Annotated in this window: 16 protein-coding genes; 4 read left to right on the top strand and 12 right to left on the bottom strand. The window is 66.3% G+C overall.

Translation table 11 applies throughout. The features are described from left to right. Positions 1 to 18: 18 nt before the first annotated feature. From ASD28_RS07780 to ASD28_RS07770, 3 genes are all read right to left on the bottom strand, one after another. Positions 19 to 975, bottom strand: a complete 957-nt coding sequence (locus tag ASD28_RS07780) for an LD-carboxypeptidase (RefSeq protein WP_229412233.1) — start codon at positions 973 to 975, stop codon at positions 19 to 21. A 191-nt stretch (positions 976 to 1,166) separates the two neighbouring features. Continuing rightward, positions 1,167 to 3,929, bottom strand: coding sequence for a TonB-dependent receptor (locus ASD28_RS07775; protein WP_056126049.1), 2,763 nt, complete (start codon positions 3,927 to 3,929; stop codon positions 1,167 to 1,169). Between the two features lie 142 nt (positions 3,930 to 4,071). Next, positions 4,072 to 5,874, bottom strand: coding sequence for an ABC transporter substrate-binding protein (locus ASD28_RS07770; RefSeq protein WP_056126047.1), 1,803 nt, complete (start codon positions 5,872 to 5,874; stop codon positions 4,072 to 4,074). Positions 5,875 to 6,086: 212 nt separating this feature from the next. On the opposite strand from ASD28_RS07770, the gene ASD28_RS07765 reads away from it, so the two are divergent. Both ASD28_RS07765 and dacB read left to right on the top strand, forming a co-directional pair. After that, complete coding sequence (locus ASD28_RS07765) at positions 6,087 to 7,325, top strand: nucleoside recognition domain-containing protein (protein ID WP_056126046.1); 1,239 nt, start codon at positions 6,087 to 6,089, stop codon at positions 7,323 to 7,325. 29 nt (positions 7,326 to 7,354) lie between these two features. Beyond that, the gene (gene dacB / locus ASD28_RS07760; protein ID WP_082577520.1) at positions 7,355 to 8,935 is read left to right on the top strand and encodes a D-alanyl-D-alanine carboxypeptidase/D-alanyl-D-alanine-endopeptidase; all 1,581 of its coding nucleotides are present in this window, start codon (positions 7,355 to 7,357) and stop codon (positions 8,933 to 8,935) included. Positions 8,936 to 8,986: 51 nt separating this feature from the next. On the opposite strand, the gene ASD28_RS07755 is transcribed toward dacB, so the two are convergent. The 9 genes from ASD28_RS07755 to murQ all read right to left on the bottom strand — a co-directional run bounded on the left by ASD28_RS07755 (position 8,987) and on the right by murQ (position 18,208). Further along, positions 8,987 to 9,646, bottom strand: a complete 660-nt coding sequence (locus ASD28_RS07755; protein WP_056126044.1) for a hypothetical protein — start codon at positions 9,644 to 9,646, stop codon at positions 8,987 to 8,989. 126 nt (positions 9,647 to 9,772) lie between these two features. After that, on the bottom strand, positions 9,773 to 10,381 hold the full coding sequence (locus ASD28_RS07750) for a M15 family metallopeptidase (RefSeq protein ID WP_056126206.1): 609 nt from the start codon (positions 10,379 to 10,381) through the stop codon (positions 9,773 to 9,775). Next, positions 10,378 to 11,286 carry a LysR family transcriptional regulator gene (locus ASD28_RS07745; protein ID WP_229412232.1) on the bottom strand — a complete coding sequence of 303 codons (909 nt, stop codon included), beginning with the start codon at positions 11,284 to 11,286 and terminating at the stop codon, positions 10,378 to 10,380. Before ASD28_RS07745 ends, ASD28_RS07750 begins: the two co-directional genes overlap by 4 nt. Positions 11,287 to 11,296: 10 nt before the next feature. After that, positions 11,297 to 12,253, bottom strand: coding sequence for an N-acetylmuramoyl-L-alanine amidase (locus tag ASD28_RS07740; protein WP_056126042.1), 957 nt, complete (start codon positions 12,251 to 12,253; stop codon positions 11,297 to 11,299). Continuing rightward, positions 12,250 to 13,206, bottom strand: coding sequence for an N-acetylglucosamine kinase (locus tag ASD28_RS07735; RefSeq protein WP_056126039.1), 957 nt, complete (start codon positions 13,204 to 13,206; stop codon positions 12,250 to 12,252). Before ASD28_RS07735 ends, ASD28_RS07740 begins: the two co-directional genes overlap by 4 nt. Positions 13,207 to 13,279: 73 nt before the next feature. Further along, positions 13,280 to 14,812, bottom strand: a complete 1,533-nt coding sequence (locus tag ASD28_RS07730) for a family 10 glycosylhydrolase (RefSeq protein WP_082577519.1) — start codon at positions 14,810 to 14,812, stop codon at positions 13,280 to 13,282. A 69-nt stretch (positions 14,813 to 14,881) separates the two neighbouring features. Next, positions 14,882 to 16,018, bottom strand: a complete 1,137-nt coding sequence (locus ASD28_RS07725; protein ID WP_056126033.1) for an acyltransferase family protein — start codon at positions 16,016 to 16,018, stop codon at positions 14,882 to 14,884. Continuing rightward, positions 16,015 to 17,280, bottom strand: coding sequence for an MFS transporter (locus tag ASD28_RS07720; RefSeq protein ID WP_056126031.1), 1,266 nt, complete (start codon positions 17,278 to 17,280; stop codon positions 16,015 to 16,017). Before ASD28_RS07720 ends, ASD28_RS07725 begins: the two co-directional genes overlap by 4 nt. 46 nt (positions 17,281 to 17,326) lie before the next feature. Next, positions 17,327 to 18,208 (bottom strand): N-acetylmuramic acid 6-phosphate etherase, encoded by an 882-nt coding sequence (gene murQ, locus ASD28_RS07715; RefSeq protein WP_056126029.1) that lies wholly within the window; start codon positions 18,206 to 18,208, stop codon positions 17,327 to 17,329. Between the two features lie 175 nt (positions 18,209 to 18,383). Here murQ and ASD28_RS07710 point away from each other — a divergent pair, with 175 nt between their 5' ends. Next, positions 18,384 to 19,667 carry a serine hydrolase domain-containing protein gene (locus ASD28_RS07710; protein WP_229412231.1) on the top strand — a complete coding sequence of 428 codons (1,284 nt, stop codon included), beginning with the start codon at positions 18,384 to 18,386 and terminating at the stop codon, positions 19,665 to 19,667. Between the two features lie 99 nt (positions 19,668 to 19,766). Then, positions 19,767 to 20,999 (top strand): D-amino acid dehydrogenase, encoded by a 1,233-nt coding sequence (locus ASD28_RS07705; RefSeq protein WP_056126027.1) that lies wholly within the window; start codon positions 19,767 to 19,769, stop codon positions 20,997 to 20,999. Positions 21,000 to 21,036 lie beyond the last annotated feature (37 nt).

Here is a 21,036-nt window from a genome sequence, read left to right as displayed (position 1 = left end):
CCGCGGGAACGACGGTCTTCAGCTGACGGCCGCCTCCAGCAACGTCACCGTCCGCGCCTCCGTATCCAGCCTGCCCAGGATCCCGACCGGCATCGTGAACTGGTTGCGGATATGCCCGAACGAATACCCCGTCACCGCCGGCACGCGCAGCGGCTGCAGGTGCACGTCGAACGTCTCGTCCAAGGTCAGCGACGGCCCGTCGCCCTGCGGCCCGCAGTTCTCGCAGATGCCGATCATGACGCCGGCCGCCTTGTCGAAACCGGCGGCAAGGTCGAGCTGCGTCATCCAGCGGTCGATGCGGTACGGCTCCTCGTTCACCTCTTCGAGGAACAGCAGGCCGCCCGTGAAATCCGCCGCGTACGGCGTGCCCGCCAGTGCGCTCACGAGCGACAGATTGCCGCCGATGAGCGGGCCTTCGGCGACGCCTCCGTGCACGGTGCGCGCCGCGTACCACGGCTCTTCCAGCGCGCGGCGGTCGTTCTCCGCCGACATCGGGATCGTGTAGGCGTCTCTCGGCTCCATCAGCACGGCCAGCAAGTGCTCCGTCGAATACCCGGACGGCGTGCTCGATGCGACCGGGCCGTGGAACGTCACGAGGCCCGCGTGGCGGTGGATGGCGAGGTGCAGCGCGGTGATGTCGGAGTAACCCAGCAAGACCTTCGGATGCGTGCGGATCAGGCGGTAGTCCAGGTGCCGCAGCAGCGAGATGCAGCCGGAGCCGCCGCGGATCGCCCAGATGGCTTTCACCTCGGGATCGCGGAACATCGCGTGCAGGTCGGCGATACGCGCCGCGACCGTGCCGCCGTAATTGCCCCACACGTCGCGCAGGTACGTGCCCGGCTTGACGCGGAAGCCCAGCGCCTCGATGTGCTGCACGGCCTTCTCGATCGAGGCGTCGCTGGTGTAGCCGCCCGGCGCAATGAGGCCGACGACGTCGCCGCGGCGCAGGCGCGGTGGTTTGATCAGTGGTGTCATTTTTCTCGATGCGGACCGTGCAGGCGCAGGAAGAGACGTGAAGCGCAGCAACAATGCCGCCGCCATCATCTTGTTGAATCTGCGCCTGTCGTTCATGGAATGAGGTTCAAGTAAAACGGCCCGCGCCGCGGAAGCTTGTGGCTTCCAGGGTCGCGGGCCGCAGGTCGTGCCAAGGATACTGGCGCTACCGATTAGAAGAAGCGGTATTTGACGTCGAAACTCAGCGAGCGGCCGCGCGGGTCGGCCACGCGCGGATCCCAGCCGGCGCCCACGACTTCGTCCACGTTGTGCGCCGTGAACGGCGGGTCGCGGTCGAACAGGTTCTGGATGCCGACGGTGACCGTCGTGTTTTTCAAGCCCGTGTACGTCGTCGACAGGCCCCACGTCGTATAGCTGGCGACGTGCGGATTGAAGCCGGCCGGCGGCGTGCCCTTGCCGCCGTTCGGCACCTGGTCCTTGTAGCCGTCGCGGTACAGGTTACTGAGCAGGAAGCTCCACGCGCCCTTGTTCACGCTGAACGTGGCGTTGTGCTTCCAGCGCAGGTAGATGTCGCGCGTGTAGAAGTTGCCGACGTATTCGACGTACGGCTGGCCTTCGAACTCGGCGAACTGGTAGCTCTGCGTCCAGGTGCCGTCGAGGGTCGCGTTCCAGCGCCAGCCGTCCGGCAGGTTGCCGCGGCCGCGCAGGCCCACGTCGGCGCCGCGCGTCTTGAGGCCGGCCGCGTTGATCCAGCCCGCGTCGACATAATCGATGGTGCCGTCCGCATTGCGGTGGATGTACTCGCCCAGCGCAGCCGCATTGGCCAGCACGACTTGCGGCGTGCGGTTCAGGATGCGGTCCTTGACGTTGATCGCCCAGTAGTCGACCGACATCGAGAAGTTCGCGTTCGGCTCGACGATGAAGCCCAGGGTGCCCTGCTTGGACGTCTCCGGACGCAGGTTCGGGTTGCCGCCGCTGAAGTAGTTCAGGCGCTCGATCGCGCAGTAGCGCGGGTCGCCCGGGTGGGACGCGCAGCCGACCGGATCGGACACGCCGTTCGGCAGTTCCTGGTCCAGGCGGCCGGAATACAGCTGCGCGAAGCTCGGCGCCAGGAAGCCCTTGTTGGCCGAACCGCGCAGCATCAGCCAGCTCGTGGGACGATAGCTGAACGCGATCTTCGGATTCGTCGTCGCGCCGATCAGGCTGTAGTCGTCGCGGCGCAGCGCCAGCTGCAGTTCCAGGTTCTTCATGACCGGGACCACGAGCTCGGTGTAGATCGCCTTGACGTTGCGGTTGACCGTGTCCTGGTTCGCGTTACCGGGCGCCAGCAGGATCTTGGTCGCGTCGACGTCCTGCGCGAAGCCATAGCCTTCGCGGCGCAGGTCGGTGCCGATCGCACCCTGCAGCGGGCCGGCCGGCAGTTGCCAGATCTCGCCCGAGATCGAGGCATTGAACTGCGTGAGCGTCGTCTTGCCGTGCTGGAGGCGGCCGTAGAACTTGGTGCCTTCCAGCGCCTGCATCGCGGCGGCGCTCTGGCCCTGCGACGGCGCGGCGAACGGGTTCACGACGCCGCTGCCCAACACCTGGTACAGCGCGCTCGTGTAGGCATAGCCGTCGACGAGGTCCGTCTTGGTGTGGCTCTCGCTGTGCGACAGGTCGATCTTGTAGTCCCACTTGCCGGCGAGGACGCCCTCGGCGCCCGTCATCAGGCGCACGGTGTCGGTCGTGTAGTTCTGCGTGCGGTTACCCAGCGGCCAGGCGCGCCATTTGTAGATGATCGGCTTGGTCTTGTCGAACGACGCGATGTACGGCGACAGGTCCTGGTAGTACGGGCCGCCCACCGGATACGCGTTGCCGTTCGCGAGCGACGTGGAAATCTGCGCCGGCGTCAGGATCGCCAGCGAATTCGTGTGCGCGGCGATGGCTTCGGCGAACACGCGGTGATCCGGGTTGACCTGGAACGTGGCGCGGGCGACGCCGTTCGTGCGCTCCGTCGGCAGCTGCATCACGTAGTCGCCGCCGTAGTCGTAGGCGCAGGAATAGGTCGAGCGCAGCGGCGACGTCACGTCCTTCCACAGCGCCGTCGCGTACTGGTTCATGCCCTGCACGCTGTCGCACTTGCCCTGCAGGGAGAGGAGACCGGCCTGCAGGTATTTGTTCGGATCGCCCGGCATCTGGAAATTCGAGCCCAGCGCGGTGCCGGCGCCCGTCAGCTGGTTGGCGACCGGGGTGCCGGTGGTGTCCGGCGACAGGCCGCGCGCCGGCTGGTAGCCGTTGGCGAACGAGCGCTGGTGCGAATCGAGTTCGTTGTTCCGGTCGTAGCCGACGGCCACCATGACGTTGAAGCGGTCGGTGTCCAGGTTGCCGTGGCCGGCCACCACCTGCAGCCGGCGGGTGGCGCCGCCACCGTGCTCCGTCCAGTTGCCGGTGGCATTCGCCTGCACGCCTTCGTAATTTGTCTTGAGGATGAAGTTGATGACGCCGCCGACGGCGTCCGTGCCGTAGATCGCGGACGCGCCATCCTTCAGCACTTCGATGCGGGCGACGGCCGCCAGCGGGATCGTGTTCAGGTCGACCGCCTTGCCGGACAGGCCGTAGCCCGAAATGCGGCGGCCGTTGATCAGCACGAGGGTGCCGGTCGGGCCCAGGCCGCGCAGCGACGCGAACGAGCCGCCGCCGCTGACGCGGTCGGCATCCGCGCCGAACACGTTATTACCTGAAGTCATATTGTCGGCGCCCGTGCCGTTGGCCGAAATCAGGCGCATCAGCTGTTCCGCGTTCGTGACGCCCTGCTTGTCCAGCTGGTCCATCGTGATCGTCTGTACCGGCAGCGCGCCTTCGGTGGCGATGCGCTTGATGCTGGAACCCGTGATTTCGACGCGTTGGATCGGCTTGTCCGTTTGCGCTTGCTGCGCGACGGCCGGGGCTGCGGTACCGATCACGGCGATCATGGTCGCTAGCTTCTTTAACTTCACGTGGCTCTCCTTGGTGCACGATGACGTTGGCATGAATTGTTGATTCAAAGGTAAGCGCACTGGCGCGCGCCCAGCCAATGAAAATTCCGGCGCTGACTATAACTGCAGGGAATATTTCACGTAGTCAATCTAGCAAAAACTATCACTTCCCTCGTGCAGCACGTGTCCTTTCCGCAACATCGACATCCAGATAACGCCATTGCGTGAATTCGACAGGGTGGCGTTTGTAGTTTTTCAGCCACGGTTGTCGGATATCTGCCGAGAGCACATGCGTCAGCGGCACCCACGGGTTATAGGCGTGGATCAGCTGGTTCATCTCGAAGTACAGCTTCTGGCGCTCGGGACCGTCCTTGAGCGCGTGCGCCTGCTCGTAGCGTTCGTTGTAGGCCGGCAGATTGAAACGGGCGTAGTTGGCGCGGCCCGCGTTGGGGCCGTACAGCAGCTGGTAAAAATTGTCGCCGTCGGGGAAGTCGGCGATCCAGTTACTCTCGAACATTTGCACCTTGCCGAGGCGCGATGCCTTGATGATCTCGGTCTTCTTGTCCGACTTGAACACGACGCGCAGGCCGACGGCATTCAGGCATTTGCGCCACAGTTCGTCGCGCAGGCGGCCGCCGACCGTGGCTTCGCTGCTCATCTGCAGCGTGAGCGGTTCCGTGCCGCCACCCGCCTTCGGCTGGCGCCGAAACCCGTCGGGGTCGCGCTTGTCGTAGCCGAAGCGGTCCAGCAGCGCGTTCGCCATCGCCGGATCGTACGGGACGGGGCTGCGGTAGTTCGGGTCATAGCCCAGCACGCCCGGCGGCAGCGGCGATTCGGCCTTGATCGCGAACCCTTGTTTCAGCAGCGCGATGTCCTCGGCGCTGTTGTAGCTGAGCGAAATCGCACGGCGCAGCGCCACCCTCTCCTTCGAATAACCGCCCAGCACCGGATCCTCCATGTTCATCCACATGTAGTAGGTCTGCAGCACGGGGAAGCGGTACAGCTGCATGCCGCGCGCGGTGAGCTCGGGTTTCAGCTTGCCGTTCCTGATGACCATGTCCGTCATCGATTCCGGCACCTGCTCCAGGTAGTCGTATTCGCCGTTCAGGAAGCCCAGCATGCGGCCCTGGAATTCTTCCGCGATCTTGATGTCGACCTTGTCCACGCGCGGCAGCTTCTGGCCTTCGAGCGCGCGGGCGATGGCGCGGTCGGCGGGATCGGCGGCCGGGTCCGTCGTCACGCCGGAGTGAAAGACGGACGTCGACGCGGGATTGGCGACGAGGACGATGCGGTCGCTGCGCTTCCAGTCCCCCAGCATGAACGGTCCCGTGCCGACGGGGTGATTGCCGGCCTGGCCCGGATACGCCTCGATCACTTCACGCGCGACGACACCGGTCGCCGGCGTGGCCAGGTAAAACAGGAAATTGTTATCCGGCTCGGAAAGACGGATGCGCAGCGTGTACCGGTCGACGGCCTGCAGGCCCGGGATGTTCGTCGCGTAGCTGAAACGGTCCTTCCACGCCGCATCGCCCAGCAGTTTTCCCTCGAACATGAACGACCACGGCGATTTCAGCGTCGGGTCATACAGGCGCTGGATGCTGTAGACATAGTCGGCCGCCGTCACCTCGCGCGGCGGACCTTTAAAGGCCGGGTCGGGCGTAAAACGCATGCCGGGGCGGATGTGGAACGTGTACGTCAGGCCGTCGGCGGAGATCTCGGGCAGGTCCTTCGCGCCATTGCCCTGCAGTTTGACGGGGCGCGCGAGGTAGTCGTAGCGCAGCAGCGGATCGAACAGGTTTTCCAGCAGGGACAACGTGGCGATGTCGGACGCGACGGCCGGGTCCATGCCTGTCTCGCTCGTCGACAGGAACATGTGCAGGACCTTGGGTTGCGGGCCTTGCGCGGCGGCGAATGGGGCGAGAGCGGTGAACAGCAGGGAAGCGAGGAAGGAGCGGCGAGTCGGCATGGCGAGGTCCTGGAAGCGTTGCGTATCATAGGCTCAGGCTTTGGACCCAGGCAATACGGCAGCGCGATAACAGAACGCCAAGCTTTCCAGAGGCGCATAACTTTTTTACATATCCCTAGCCCATACTTTCATCAGTGCAGCTTGCTCAGCGCCTATACTCTCCGCTGCACAATCGAGCTCAGGCGGCATGAGCCGCCGAAACTACGACACCCATGGCTTTAAATTACATCTGGATCGGCTTCTTCCTCGTCGGCTTCGTCGCGGCACTGGCCCAATGGATCTTCCTCGGAGACACCGAGATCTTCAAGCGCATCATCGACGGCACCTTCGACGCGGCCAAAATGGGCGTGATGGACATCGCCCTGCCGCTGGCCGGCGTGATGACCCTGTGGCTGGGCATCATGAACATCGGCGAAAAGGCCGGCGCCGTCGGCTGGCTGGCGAAAGTGATTTCTCCCTTCTTTTCGCGCATCTTCCCGGAAGTGCCGAAGGACCACCCGGCTACGGGCCACATGGTGATGAATTTTTCCGCCAACCTGCTGGGCCTGGACAATGCCGCGACGCCGTTCGGCCTGAAGGCGATGGAAAGCCTGCAGACGCTGAATCCGAACAAGGACACGGCCAGCAACGCACAGATCATGTTCCTCGTGCTGCACACGTCGGGCCTTACCCTGATTCCGCTCGCGATCATGGCGCAGCGCGCGATCCTCGGCGCGAAAGACCCGTCCGACATCTTTATCCCGTGCATGATCGCGACCTATGTCGCCACGGTCGCCGGCATCATCGCCGTGTCGATCCGCCAGCGCATCAACCTGCTGAACGGCGTCGTGCTGGGCTGGCTGGGCGGCATGACGGCCGCGATCGCCACGCTGATCTGGTACTTCACGCAATACCTCACCAAGCCGGAAATCGAGACCGTCTCCAAGGTCGCGAGCAATTTGATCCTGTTCTCCATCATCGTTGTGTTCATCGTCGGCGCGATGATTCGGCGCGTCAATGTGTACGAGGCGTTCATCGAAGGCGCCAAGGGCGGCATCCAGACGTCGCTCACGATCATCCCCTATCTCGTCGGCATGCTCGTCGCCATCTCCGTGATCCGCAATGCCGGCGTGCTCGGCTTCGTCGTGCAAGGCCTGGAATGGCTCATCCGCATGGCCGGCCTCGACACCGCGTTCACGCCCGCCCTGCCCACCGCGCTCATGAAGCCGCTGTCCGGCAGCGGGTCGCGCGCGCTGATGATCGACGCCATGAAGACGTATGGCGTCGATTCGTTCGTCGGCCGCCTGGCCTGCATCTTCCAGGGCTCGGCGGACACCACGTTCTACATCGTCGCGCTGTACTTCGGCTCCGTCGGCGTGCGCAAGACGCGCTATGCGATTTCCTGCGGGCTGATCGCCGACTTTGCGGGCATCATCGCGGCCATCTCGGTGGCCTACGTGTTCTTCGGATAATGGCTATAGCAAGAACAAAAAGGACAGGCATGCTTCGTCGTCACGCACTGACTCTTCTCTCCGCCGCGCTGCTGGGCATCGGCATGCCGGCCGCGGCCCAACTGCAACCGTCGCCGCCGGCGTCGATGACGGCCGCGCTGCCGGTCCCCGTCACGGACGCCCTGCGCGCGGCGGCGATTCCCGAGGATGCCGTGAGCGCGCTCGTCCTGCGCGGCGACAAGACGGTGTTGTCGCACCTGGCCGACCATCCGCTGCATCCCGCGTCGACGATGAAACTCGTCACGACCCTGGTCGCCCTCGAGCAGCTGGGCCCCGTGTTCCGCGGCCGCACCGAAATGCGCACGACCGGCCAGGTCAAGGGCGACGTGCTGCACGGCGACCTCGTGCTGCGCGGCGGCGCCGACGTCGACCTGTCCACCGAGACGTTGACGACCATGCTGCGCGCCCTGCGCTACCAGGGCATCCGCCGGATCGACGGCAACCTGATCGTCGACCGCACGCTGTTCAATCCGGCGCGCGCGGACGTCGGCGTGCCGCCGTTCGACGAGTCGCCGGAGGCCTACTACAACGCCATCCCGGACGCGCTGTTCGTCAACCGCAACATGCTGCAACTGGACATCCGCTCGACGCCGCGCCCGGACGGCAAGCCGGCCACGCGCGTGCGCGTCGCGATGCAGCCCGAGCTCGACGGCGTCACCGTCGACACGGACATGAAGCTCATCGATGCCGACTGCGCCACCTGGGAAAACGGGTGGAAGCTGCCGGAAGCCTTGCCGCGTCCGGGCGGCGGCATCAAGGTCGTGCTGCACGGCACCTTCCCGAAAAACTGCGTGGCCAGCGAGTCGATCAACGTGATCGACCGCCAGGAATACGTCGCCCGCCTCGTGCGCCGCCAGTGGAAGACGCTGGGCGGCACCATCACGGGCACGGCCGTCGAAGGCGCCACGCCGCCGGGTGCGCGCCTGCTGGCCGAGCACGTGTCGCGCCCGCTGCCGGAAGTCATCCGCGACATCAACAAGCCCTCCGACAACACCCTCGCCCGCCTGCTCTTCCTGAGCCTGGGCGCACTCGAGCCCGACCCCGTGCTGGGCAGCCATCCGCAGCCCAACACATCCGGCACGACCCTTACGACGCTTGCCCGCAGCGAGGCGGTCGTGCGCGCCTGGATGCGCACGCACGGCATCGACGACACTGGCTTCGTCGTGGAAAACGGCTCCGGCCTGTCGCGCATCGAAAGCATCACGCCTGTCCAGATGGCGGGCCTGCTGCAGGCTGGCCTGCGCAGCAACTGGGCGCCGGAACTCCAGGCCAGCATGCCGATCGCGGCCGTGGACGGCACGATGCGCCGCCGCCTGCACGACAGCCCCGCCGCCAGCCGCGCGCGCCTGAAAACGGGCACGCTGTCCAACGTCGTCGCGCTGGCCGGTTACGTGCCGGATGCGGACGGCAGGCAGTGCGTGCTCGTCGCCTTCGTCAACAGCGACCGGGTCGGCAATGGGCGCGGCCGGGCCGTGCTCGATGCGCTCGTCAACTGGGTTGCGCGGCTGGATGGGACGCCGTCGGCCGTGCCTGCAGTTACGAACTCGGCGAACGGCGCTGCGACGCCGTAACGGTGCCGATGGCGGTCTCGACGGTGCCGCCGTCGCGTATCGCCGCCCACCCTACGGCTTGCTGACCTGTCCGGCTGCGGCGAGCGGCGCATCGCCACCGTCCAGCCACGGCGTTCCCGGCAGATTGGGCTTCGCTTCCACCAGCGACACCTGCGCCTTCGTGTTCGCGCGGATCGTGCGCACGATGTCCAGCATCGTGGTCTCGGTGAATTTTTCCGGTGTGCCGAGCATCATGCCTCCAACCCGGCGCGGCCAGGACAGCCAGCCGCCTTCGGGCTTCGTGAAGACGGCGTACATGTCGAGGTGGTAGCCGTTCTTGTACGGGAACAGGCAGGCGACCATGTTCATGTTGTCGCCGCCGCGTACTTGCGGGGCAGCCTTGGCGGTCCAGGCGGCGCCTTCGCAGCTCGGGCTCTTGTCGACGGCGGTGCCGGGCGCGGCGCTCGTCGGGTCGGCCATCTTGAAGTGGCCCGGTAGATCGGTGGCCTCGGCGGCCGGCGTCGCGATGGAGGCTTCCTTCACGTTGCGGTTGAGGCCTTCGGTGGCGGCACTGGCCATGGCCTCGCGTGCGGCGTCGGTTTTGATGTCGAATACGCGGTAGTACTCGACCGTCGTGTCGCGCGCGGCGAACCGGCTGCCGGCGTCGGTGCCGCAACCGGCCAGCGCGGCCATGATCAGCAGGATAAAACCGGACAACAACGAACTCTTCATCTCTTTCTCCTTCGCGTGGGCGTGGGTCAGTGGACCGATTGTCCCGGCTGAGAAATGCAGGAGAATGAGCTTGCTCAAGCGTGCACGGGTGCCGTCAGCGTGGCGCGACAGCACCGTGCGACGGGGTCAGAGCACGCGGCGGAAAGTCTGGCGCACGAGGTTGCGGTCGCCGCAATCGAAATGCCACCACTCCGTGTTGATGCCGACGAAACCGGCCTGGAACATGGCGTCGCGCAGCAATTGCCGGTTGGCCACCTGCTCCGCCGACAATTCACCGCTGGCCAGGAAGCGGGCTTCCAGCGCGGGATGCGACAGTTCCGTCATGTCGTCGAAGCCCGTGCCCATGTCGAGTTCGCGGCCGTCCTCGTCGAGGATGGTGATGTCCAGCGCCATCCCGAACGAGTGGATCGAACCCCGCTGCGGATGCGCGAGATACATCTGCAGATCGGTACCGGCCAGCGCATCCCACAGTTGCTGCTGCACACGCTGCGGACGCAGCGCATCGAGGACGAGCGGCGTGCAGCCGGGACGTCGGGCCTTCAGCCACGCGACGACGCGCTCCAGCGCAAACGCCGCGTCGCGGTGCAGCCAGGCGCAATCGTAGGGAGAGTACAAATCGCGGCCGACGAAATTGTCCGGGGTCGCGTAGCGCAGGTCGACGGCGATGCCGGCGATGGTCGACAGGTGGCGGAACTCCGGGTGGCCGGCGATGTCCTCGCTGGCGATGGTATTCATGAACATCCCTTATCCAACAGATTGCGCGCCGTGGCGCCGATGCACATGGCCAGTTCGCGCGCGCCGTGCGACAGCGGCGCGTGGCTGGCCGTCAGCAGGTACAGCTGGACGGGGATCGTCGGTGCCCACGGGCGGCACTGCACCTTGCCCGGCGCGGCGGACGCGGCCGTGAACGGATCGAGCACCGCCGTGCCCGCACCCGCCTCGACGAGAGATCTCGCGATCTGGTACGTCTGCACGACGGTGCGAAACACCGGGTGCACGTCCTGCGCCTCGCACGCGGCCACGACCATCTCGCCGAGCGGGTCGCGGTCGGCCAGGCCGATCAACTCGCCGCTGAGGCCGGACGGCGTGATCGCTTGCGCGCACTCCGCGTCGGTCCACGTGCCGGCCGGCGCCATCACCATCAGCGCGCCCTGCGCGATCGGCTCCGCTTCGATGCCGGGGTGGCGCGGGTCCTGCAGCGACAGCGCCAGGTCGGCCTCGCCGAGGCGCAACGCGTTCACGATCTCGTTCGTGTGGAACGTGGCGAGCTCGCAGCGGGTCTGCGCGAAGTCGCGGCGCCACACGGTCAGCGCGGCGGGCAGCACGGAGACGGCGATCGTCGGCGTGGAGACGAGCCGCACGGTTTCCTCGGCGCGGTTTTTCAGGCTCGCGGCCAGGCGGCGGATGCCCTGCAGGTCGCGGTTCAGCTTTTCCGTCTCGGCGAACAGGCGGTGCGCTTCCGGCTTCGGGATCAGCTTGCCGCGCACGCGCTCGAACAGCGGCATGCCCAGCTGCAGTTCGGCGTGCTGCAGGACTTTCGTCACGGCCGGCTGCGAAATGTGCAGGACCTGCGCGGCGCCGCTGATGGTGCCGACCTGCATGATGGCGTGGAAGACTTCGATATGGCGCAGGCGCATCATCAAGCCCTGATCACTGCTGCACAGGCGCAGGCGGCACCGCCGGCTGCGGCGGCACCGGCGGTTGCGGCGGTTGCGGCGGTTCCGGAGGTGCAGGCGGCGCGGGCGGTATCGGCGTCACATCCGGAGTGATGACGGGCGCCGTGATGACCGGCGCCGGCAACGGCTGCGGCAGCGGACCGGTCGGGTTCGTCAGCGCTTCCAGCAGCGCGGCCGTCTCGACGTCCGGATTGCCGTCGATGTTGGCCGGACGGTATTTCATCTGGAACGCCGACAGCACGGTACGCGTCTGCTCGTCGAGCACGCCCGACTGCACGAGGCCATAGCCCCACGTCGCCAGCTTCTTCTGGTACCACGCGATGTCCGGCAATTGCACCTGGAAGATCGGCACGAGCATGGCGACGCGGTCGGCATTTGGCCACGCGACGAGGCCGGCGGCCGCGAGCTGCCGCCACGGGAACATCGGGCCCGGGTCCTGCTTGCGCAGTGGGGCGATGTCGGAGTGGCCCAGCACGTTTTCCGGCGCGATGTGGTGGCGCGTGACGATGTCGCGCACGAGCGGGATCAGCGCGTCGATCTGCGCTTGCGGGAACGGTGCATAGACGCGGCCGGTCGGCGTGTCCTTCCAGCCCAGGTTGACGATCTCGATGCCGATCGAGCTGTTGTTCAGCTGCGTGAAATTCTTCCAGCTCGAGTTGCCCGCATGCCAGGCCGCATTCTTTTCATCGACGAGGTTGTAGATGACGGGGACTGGGTCGGCGGTCACGAGGTAATGGGCACTGACTTCCTGCTGGGTCAGGATCCTGAGCGATTCCGGGAAGTTCTGGGCGGTGTAGTGCAGCACGAGGAAACGTACGCGGCTGGCCTGGCCCTTGGCCGTGTACGTGTGGTCGTATTGCGGTCCGGACGGAGGCGGCGTGGCGCAGCCGGCCAGCAGGGCGAGAAGCAGGGTCGCGACGAGTGTCTTCATGTCGATGTCATGGGGTTGAGTGGATCGGCAGCGAGCGCCATGCGCGCCGCCGCGTGATGGGCCTGGCCCGGGGTCTGTGTCAAGGCGATGCCGGGCAGCGTCGCGCGCATGGTGTCGACGATCAGCGGATGCAGCTCCGCCGCCCGCCCGGACACGGCGACGGGACGCGGTCCGAAGCGCCCCGTCAGCGCCAGCGCGAGGCGCGCGAGTTCGCGGCCGGCCGCGCGCAGGATGTCGGCTGAGACGGGATCCTTATCGGCCGTCGCCGCCACCGCGAGCGCCAGCTTGCCGACGGCGCCCCGTTCCTGGCCATAGATGAACTGGCGCGAATATGCCCAATCGGCGCCGCCGACGTAGTCGAACACGGCCTGCGCCAGCGGCGACGATTCCCAGCTGCCGGGCCGCTCGTCTTCGAGGCGCCAGATGTGGCGCAGCGCTTCCTTCGCGATCCAGAAGCCGCCGCCGCCATCGTCCAGCACGACGCCGCGGCCGCCCGCACGGTGGAACTGGCCGTGTACGTCGACGAAGGCGCCGATGGAGCCCGTGCCCGCGTACACGAGATAGCCTTCGCCCGGCGCGAAGCTGGCGCGGTAGGCGATCTCCATGTCGCTGCAGAAGTGGATGCGGGCCGGATCGAGGTGCAGCTCTTCCGCCAGCCAGCGCTGCAGCAGTTCGCTGTCGCCACCGAAGCCCGTCAGGCCCGCTTCGACCCGGCCCGGCACGCCGTGCACGAGGGCTTGCGTCGCCAGTTCGGCGAAGGTGGCGCGGACCGCGTCGCGGCCGTGCGGCGTACCCATCTGCAGCGCGGACAGGCCGGCGACGCGGCCCTCGGCCACGATGGCGCCGCCGGGCGCGGCAAGGGCCCAGCGCGTCTCGGTGCCGCCGGCGTCGATGCCGAGTCCCAGGCTGCCAGCCGGACTCGGCGGTATAGGTTCGGGTTGCGAATCGATCATGATCACCCGCCAGTGTACGCCGTCAGGCGCTCATCGGGCGAATGAATGGTGGCGGGCGATGCATGACCCAAGGTTATGCCTTGCGCCAGGCTTCGATCCTGGGACTCTCGTTGCCCAGGCGGTCGACGGCGCTGACGACGACGGCATCCGCCGCGCCCAGCTTCGCATCGTCCGGCACGGCCCAGTCCACGCGTGACGCGGGCGCCACGGCGAAGCGCCACTGGTTGCCGAAGCGCGACCAGATCGCGTACATCGCATTGGCCTTGCCGGCCGCGAGTTTCAGGTACACGGACGGGCCCTTGCGCACGGCCGCGACGGAGGGCGCGCCCGGCCCTTCGTTGCCGAGCCATGGTGTGGCGGGCACGAGCGCGGGTCCCGGATAGGACACGGCGCGCAGCTGGTCGCTGATCCCTTTGCGGTTTTCCATCAGCGGCGCCATGCTGAAGTGCACGTGGCCATTCGCGCTCGGACGAGATCGCGTGTGGTCGATCTGGTCGAGGATTTCCTGCGGCGGATACTCCTTCGTCGGCGCGCCGATGCGGCTCGTGAACAGGCCCGGCCACACGTGGCGGCCTTTTGGATTCTGCGTCAGCCAGTAGTCCAGCAGCACGTCGTACGCCTGGCCCGGCTGGCGGATGCCCCAGTACAACTGCGGCGAGAAATAATCGAGCCAGCCATTTTGCAGCCACGTCTCGGCGTCCGCATACAGCTTGTCGTACTGCGAAAAGCCGACGATGCCGCGCGGGCGGCGGTCCGGCCGGCCCAGGCCGAACGGGCTGATGCCGAAGCGCACCCAGCTCTTCTCGCGGTGGATGCCCTCGTACATGGCCTCGATCAGGCGGTTGACGTTCTGGCGCCGCCACGACGCGCGATCGAGCCGCCCGCCGCCGGCCAGGTAGCGCTGCCACGCCGGTTCGTCCGGAAAATCCAGCTCGGCCTTCGCGGTGCGGCCTTCCAGCGCGGCGCCTTCCGCGCCGGTCGCCGTCGGGGCCTCGATCGGGTACGGATAAAAATAATCGTCGATGTGGACGCCGTCGATGTCGTAGCGGCGCACGACGTCGAGCACGACGTCCAGCGTCTGCTTGACGGCGGCCTCCTCGCCCGGGTCCATCCACTGGTATTTACCGTAGGTCTTGACGGCGGCAGGATTCGTGCGCGTGATGTGGTTCGGCGCGGCCGGCGAGCGGGCGCCGTTGTGGCGGGCGCGGTACGGGTTGAACCACGCGTGCAGCTCGAGCCCGCGCGCGTGCGCCTGCGTGACCCAGAATTTCAGCGGGTCGTACCATGGTTGCGGCGCCTGGCCCTGCAGGCCCGTCAGATATTCCGACCACGGTTCCAGCTTGGACGGATAGATGGCGTCCGCGGACGGGCGCACCTGCAGCACGATGGCGTTCAGGTTCAGCGCCTTGGCGCGGTCGAGGATGGCGATGGCTTCGGCCTGCTGCTTGTCGGCGGAGAGGTTCGGCTTGCTGGGCCAGTCGATGTTGGCGACGGTCGACACCCACGCGGCCCGGAATTCACGCGGGGCGGGCGGCGGCTCATCGCCGGCGGGGACGTTGCTCACCAGCGGAGGCGTCGAACTGCAGCCCGACATGAGGCCTCCCATCGCCAGCGCACCGGCGACTCCCGCGAACGCGAATGCGCGTCGTTTTTGATCAGGTTGCAACACCAACTCCTAGACTTTGACGAACCACCGTTTGCGCCACATGCCCCACGCGACGAGGAACATGCACGCGTCGAACAACACGGCATGCAGCAGCGACGTATTGACGGCGCCGATCGTCAACGCGGCGATCGGCGCATACAACACCTGCCCCAGCGTGTGCTGGCTGCCGTCCGGCTGCGCGAATTTTACATAACCCAGCATTTTCGCGACAAATCCGGAAAATGCAAAGATGAACAGCGCGTTCATGCCGTAGATGACGAACGGAAGAGTCCAGCGCGCCGCCAGCGTACGTACACGGGACGACGGACTCACGTCCAGCGGCCAATAGAATGCGGAAAATGCCAGGCAGGCCAGGCCGGTCATCAGGAAGCAGTACGACGGTGTCCACAGGCTCTTGTTGATCGGCATGAGAATGATATCGAGAAACATCCCAATCGCGACGCACGCGATGCCGGCGACCACCAGGCCGGCCACCTGCCGCGTGCGGTCCACGTTCGACGCGAGCCAGCGCCCGGCCAGCACGCCGAACAGCTGGCTGCACAGCGCGGGCAAGGTCGACACGATGCCTTCCGGATCCCACGTCTTAGCCTGCACCCACAAGTGCTTGCCCAGCAGCGTGCGGTCGACCCACGCGCCGAAGTCCTGTCCCGGCTCCAGCACGCCGGCGCCGATGCCCGGCACGGGAACGTAGAGCATCAGCACGCTGTACAGCGCCAGCACGCCGGCGATGATGGCCAGTTGCGCGCGCCAGCCGCAGTACACGACGATGGGTGCGGCCAGCAAGGTGCACAGCGCGATCCGCTGCAGCACGCCGGGGATGCGCACTTTGTCGATATTGAAGTAGGGCATGAAGTTCAGCAGGAAGCCGATCAGGAAGATCAGCAGCGCGCGCCTGGCCAGCTTGGCGAGCAGGCGCGGACGGTCGGCACCGGCTGCTGCCAGGCGGCCCAGCGACAGGGCCATCGCCACGCCGCCGATGAACAGGAAGAACGGGAAGATGCAGTCCGTAAAAGTCCAGCCGTTCCACCTGGCGTGTTCCAGCGGTCCGTACAGATGGCCCCAGTCGCCCGGATTATTGACCAGCACCATCGCGGCAATGGTAAAACCGCGGAAGGCGTCGAGCGACACGAGGCGTTGATGGTTCACTTCTTGCCGAACTCCGGATCGATTTTTACCAATGCCGCCATCGCGAAGGCGGGGATCGTCGCGAGGCAGGTCCAGACGAAGAAATGCTGGTAGCCGATCATCTCCTGCAGCTTGCCGCTCCACATGCCCGGCACCATCATGCCGAGCGCCATCAGGCCCGTGCAGATCGCGTAATGGGCCGTCTTGTACGGGCCTTCCGACACCATGATCATGTACATCAGCATGGCGGTGAAACCAAAGCCGTAGCCGAACTGCTCGATCGCGAGGAAGCCGCAGATGACGCCGAAATTCTGCGGCTGCGCGGACGACAGGTACACGAACACGAGGTCCGGCAAGTGCACGGCCAGGACCATCAGCCACAGGCAGCGTTTCAGGCCGAGGCGCGAGATCAGATAACCGCCGAACAGGCCGCCGATGGTCAGCGCGATGATGCCGATGGTGCCGTACGCGGTGCCGTACTGCTCGGTCGTGAGGCCCAGGCCGCCCGCGCTCACCGGGTCCTTGAGGAACGGCGCGACGAGCTTCAGCAGCTGCGATTCGCCCAGGCGGAACGTCAGAATGAAACCGAGGATCAGCCAGATGTCGCGCTTGCGGAAAAAGCTGGCGAAGGTGGCGAAGAAGCTGGCGACGGGATTGGTCCCTTCTGCCGCCCGGTGATCCGTATCAGGCCGCGGCAGCACGGCCTGGTGCCATGCGCAGAGCGCGAAGAACAGCCCGCACAGCACGAAGAACACGATGCTCCACGCCTGGTGCACGTCGCCCAGCGATGTCGAGAGATGGCCGGCCAGGATCACGAGCGGTCCCTGCGCGGCCAGGGTGGCAAGCCGGTAAAACGTCGAGCGCACGCCGACATAAGCGGCCTGCTGTTGCTGGCGCAGGCCCAGCATATAAAAGCCGTCGGCGGAAATGTCGTGCGTGGCGGATGCGAATGCCATCACCCACATGACCGCCAGGCTGATCATGAAGAACGACGGTAGGTGGAGTGTCCCGCCGACGGCCCCCAACGCGGCGGCCAGCACCAGTTGCAGAGACACCGTCCAGCCGCGCTTGGTGCCGAACAGGTCGACGACCGGCGACCACAGCGGCTTGATCACCCAGGGCAGGTACAGCAGGCTCGTATAAAAGGCGATGTCGGTGTTGGACAGCCCCATGTCCTTGTACATGATGACGGACAGGCTGTTGGCGACGATGTAGGGGATGGCCTGGCCGAAATACAGCGAGGGCACCCACAGCCACGGGTTCTTGGATTGCGTAGTCTGCATGTTCTTTCGTCGTCGGCCGGCGGGCGTTGCTGGGGCCCGCGCCGCGTCAGCCGGCCAGGGCGGCGCGCACGCTGCCGCGCGCGCTCTCCAGCAGGGCACGCGCCTGCTCGACAGGGATGTTCTTGGACAAGGCCACGATCGCGACCTTGACATGGAAGTCGCACTGCGCCAGCACCGCGCGGGCCGCCTCCTCGTCGGCCCCGGTCGCGAACGACGTCAGGCGGATGGCTCGGCGGACCAGCTTGGCATTGGTCGCCTTCAAGTCTACCATCAGGTTGCCATAAACCTTGTTCAAACGCACCATCAAAGCGCTGGAGAAGGTGTTCAGCGCGATCTTCTGCGACGTGCCCGCTTTTAAACGCGTGCTGCCCGAGATGGCTTCCGGGCCCGTGTCCAGGGTGACCCCGATCTCGGCCTCGCCGGCGACGGGCGCCTCCGGATTGTTGGCGAAGCCGATCGTCAGCGCCCCGGCCGCGCGCGCGGCGCGCAGGGCGCCCAGCACATACGGCGTCGCGCCCGATGCGGCGAGGGCCAGCACGACGTCGTCCGGCCCCACGTTCGCGTTGCGGATATCGGCCGCACCCTGGTCCACATCGTCCTCGGCACCTTCGACGGCGACGAACATCGCATCCGTCCCGCCGGCCAGCAGCGCGACGGCCCGGTCGTGCGGCCAGGAGAAGGTCGGGTACAGCTCGATACTGTCCAGCACGCCCAGCCGGCCGGACGTTCCGGCGCCCACATACACGAGGCGCCCGCCCCGCTCCATCCGGGGCTGCGCAGCGGTGACGGCCGCGGCGATGCGCGGCGCGGCGGCACGCACGGCATCGACGGCCTTGTACTGGTCGTCGACGAGCACGTTGACCAGCTCGGCGGTGGGATATTGATCGAGGGACGCGTGTTGCGGGGCGGGGGTTTCGGTGTTCAGCATCGCGTTGTTGTTCGACCTGGATGTGCGGACATGACCAGTGTAATACCGATGCCGCCGGGGCTGTCATGAAAGGATCGGCCGTTGTCATTCCGAAAAGTTATGCGGGATTGACATCGCAGTATTTGCCCGGCGCGGGATCAGTCCGTATTCTCGCCTGCATATCGGTGAAATGGGGATGACGATGAACAGAGCGCGGCGTTTGTTGCTTGGCATGGGCTTGCTCGGTGCCACCGGACCGTTGCTGGCGGCGCCGCCGCGCCGGCTGGACGGGGAACTCGCCGCCATTGCCGCGGATCCGGCCTGCGAGCTGGCGAGCCTGTCCGTGCTGGCGATCCGCGCCGGACAGGTCAGTTACGCTTATCAGTGCGGCCGGCGCTTCATCGGGCACGACGGCCTGCCGGACAAGAACGTTGGCCCTGATACATTGTTCCGTATCGCGTCGATCTCGAAGATGATGACGACGCTCGGGCTGATGCGCCTGCTCGAAGACGGCAAGGTCAGCCTGGACGCGGACGTCTCCGGCTACCTCGGCTTTACCTTGCGCAATCCGCATTTCCCCGGCCAGTCAATCACCCTGCGCCACCTGCTCACGCACACGTCCTCGCTGCGCGACGATGCCGGCTATTCGTGGGGCGCGGACGTCGCGCTGAAGGATGTGATCGACGCCCGGATGTTTGCGGCCAACGCGGGCCCGGGCGCCTACTTCACGTACTGCAACCTCGGCTGGGGCGTCATCGGCACCGTGATGGAACGTGTGACGGGCGAACGCTTCGACCGCCTGATGCAGCGCCTGCTGGTCGAGCCGCTGGGCTTACAGGCTGGCTATCTCCCTTCAGAACTACCGCCCAAGGCGCTGGCCAATCTGGCCACGCTGTACCGCAAGCGCACGGTCGACACGGAGGTGTGGGATCCGGCCGGCCCGTGGATCGCCCAGGTCGACGATTACAGCGTCAAGCCGCCTGTTGCCATCGACCGTTACGTCATCGGTACGAACGCCACGCCGTTCAGTCCGACCGGCGGCCTGCGCATCAGCGCGCGCGACATGGGGGTCGTGATGCGCATGCTGATGGGGCAAGGCCCGCAGCTGTTGAAGCCGGCCACGCTGTCGCTGATGTTCAGCCGGCAATGGACGTATGACGGCCGCAACGGCGACACATCGGATGGGCTGTTTCATTGCTGGGGGCTTGGCAACGAACAGTTCCCTGACGAAACGGGGATACGTCTCGTCGAAGGTGGCGGCTTCCCGGCCGTCGGGCACCTGGGAGATGCATACGGGCTGATGTCCGTGTTCGCGTTCGATCCGAAGCGGCGGAATGGGATGATCGTGCTGGTGGGCGGTACGTCGACCGATCCGTTCGCGCTCGCCAACAAGGGCAAGTATTCATCGCTGGCGCGGTTCCAGGAATGCATCCTGACCGCCCTGTATCGGGGCGCGATCATGCCCAACAACAGTGCATAACATGAACACCGGTTATGCCCTGCCGCTCTACATTCATTAGCCGAGCGCAAGGCCAGCCCCTAAGCTTCTTCGCATGTCCATGATCAAAAGCGTGCACGGATGCAACAAGTAATCGTCATCGGCGGCGGCGTCGTCGGCCTGACCTCGGCGTGGTGGCTTCTCGAAGCCGGCTACCGGGTCACGCTGCTGGAACGCGCACCGGGCGTGGGCACCGGCACGAGCTACAGCAATGGCGGGCAACTGAGCTACCGCTACGTGTCGCCACTGGCGGATGCGGGCGTGCCGCTGAAGGCCGTGAAATGGCTGTTCCAGGAACATGGCCCGCTGCGCTTTCGTCCGCAATTCGACGCGCACCAGTGGCGCTGGCTGGCTGCCTTCCTCGCCAACTGCCGCGCCGACCTGAACCGCAAGACGACGAACAAGCTGCTGCAACTGGGCGAACTGTCGCGCCAGGCAATGGCCGCGCTGGCACCCGTCGTGCCGCTGGACGCGTTCGCATGGCGCGACGCGGGCAAGCTCGTCGTCTACCGCACGCGCGCCGCTTTCGACGCGGCGGCCGCGAAACCGAATGCCGGCGCCGTGTGGGATGCTTCCGAATGCGTCGCGCACGAACCCGCGCTGGCCGCGATGGAAAACAAGCTCGCGGGCGGGATCTACAACGGCGGCGAAGCGGTGGCGGATTGCTACGCGTTCTGCGTTGCGCTGGCCGAACGTATCGCGGCGCATCCGCGCTTCTCGGGGTTCGTGCATGGCGAGGCTTTGCGCTTCGTCACTGGCGGCGGCCGGATCGCCGGCGTGCAGACATCGGACGGGGTACTGTCGGCCGACGCGTATGTGCTGGCGGCCGGCATGCAGAGCCGCATGCTTGGGGAATCGGCGGGGCTGTCATTGCCGATTTATCCGCTGAAAGGCTATAGCCTGACGGCACCCATCCGCCTGGACGATGTCGCGCCCGAGATCAGCGTCACCGACTTCGAACGCAAGGTCCTGTATGCGCGCATCGGCGACAAGCTGCGGGTGGCGGCCATGGTCGACATGGTCGGCGAAGACCTGAGCCTGAACGCTCATCGGCTGGACAGTCTCACGCGCCAGGTGAAGGAAACGATGCCGCGCGCGGCGGACTATACGCAGATCACGCCGTGGGCCGGGCTGCGGCCGGCGACGCCGAACAGTGCGCCGATCATCGGGGCCACGCCGTATTCGAATCTATGGCTGAACGTGGGGCATGGGCCGCTCGGGTTCACGTTTGCTTGTGGGACGGCGAGCCTGCTCGCGGATCTCATGCGGGGGAAGGCGCCGCCGTTTGGGTTGGATGGGTTGATGCTGGGCTAACGTACGGAAACGCGGGCAGTTATGCCCGATACGAATC

Source organism: Massilia sp. Root133, assembly GCF_001426525.1.
In the GTDB taxonomy this organism is placed as follows: Bacteria; Pseudomonadota; Gammaproteobacteria; order Burkholderiales; family Burkholderiaceae_D; genus Telluria; species Telluria orientalis.
Note: the sequence above shows the minus strand (reverse complement) of the source record. Positions and strands in the feature narration are given on the sequence as shown.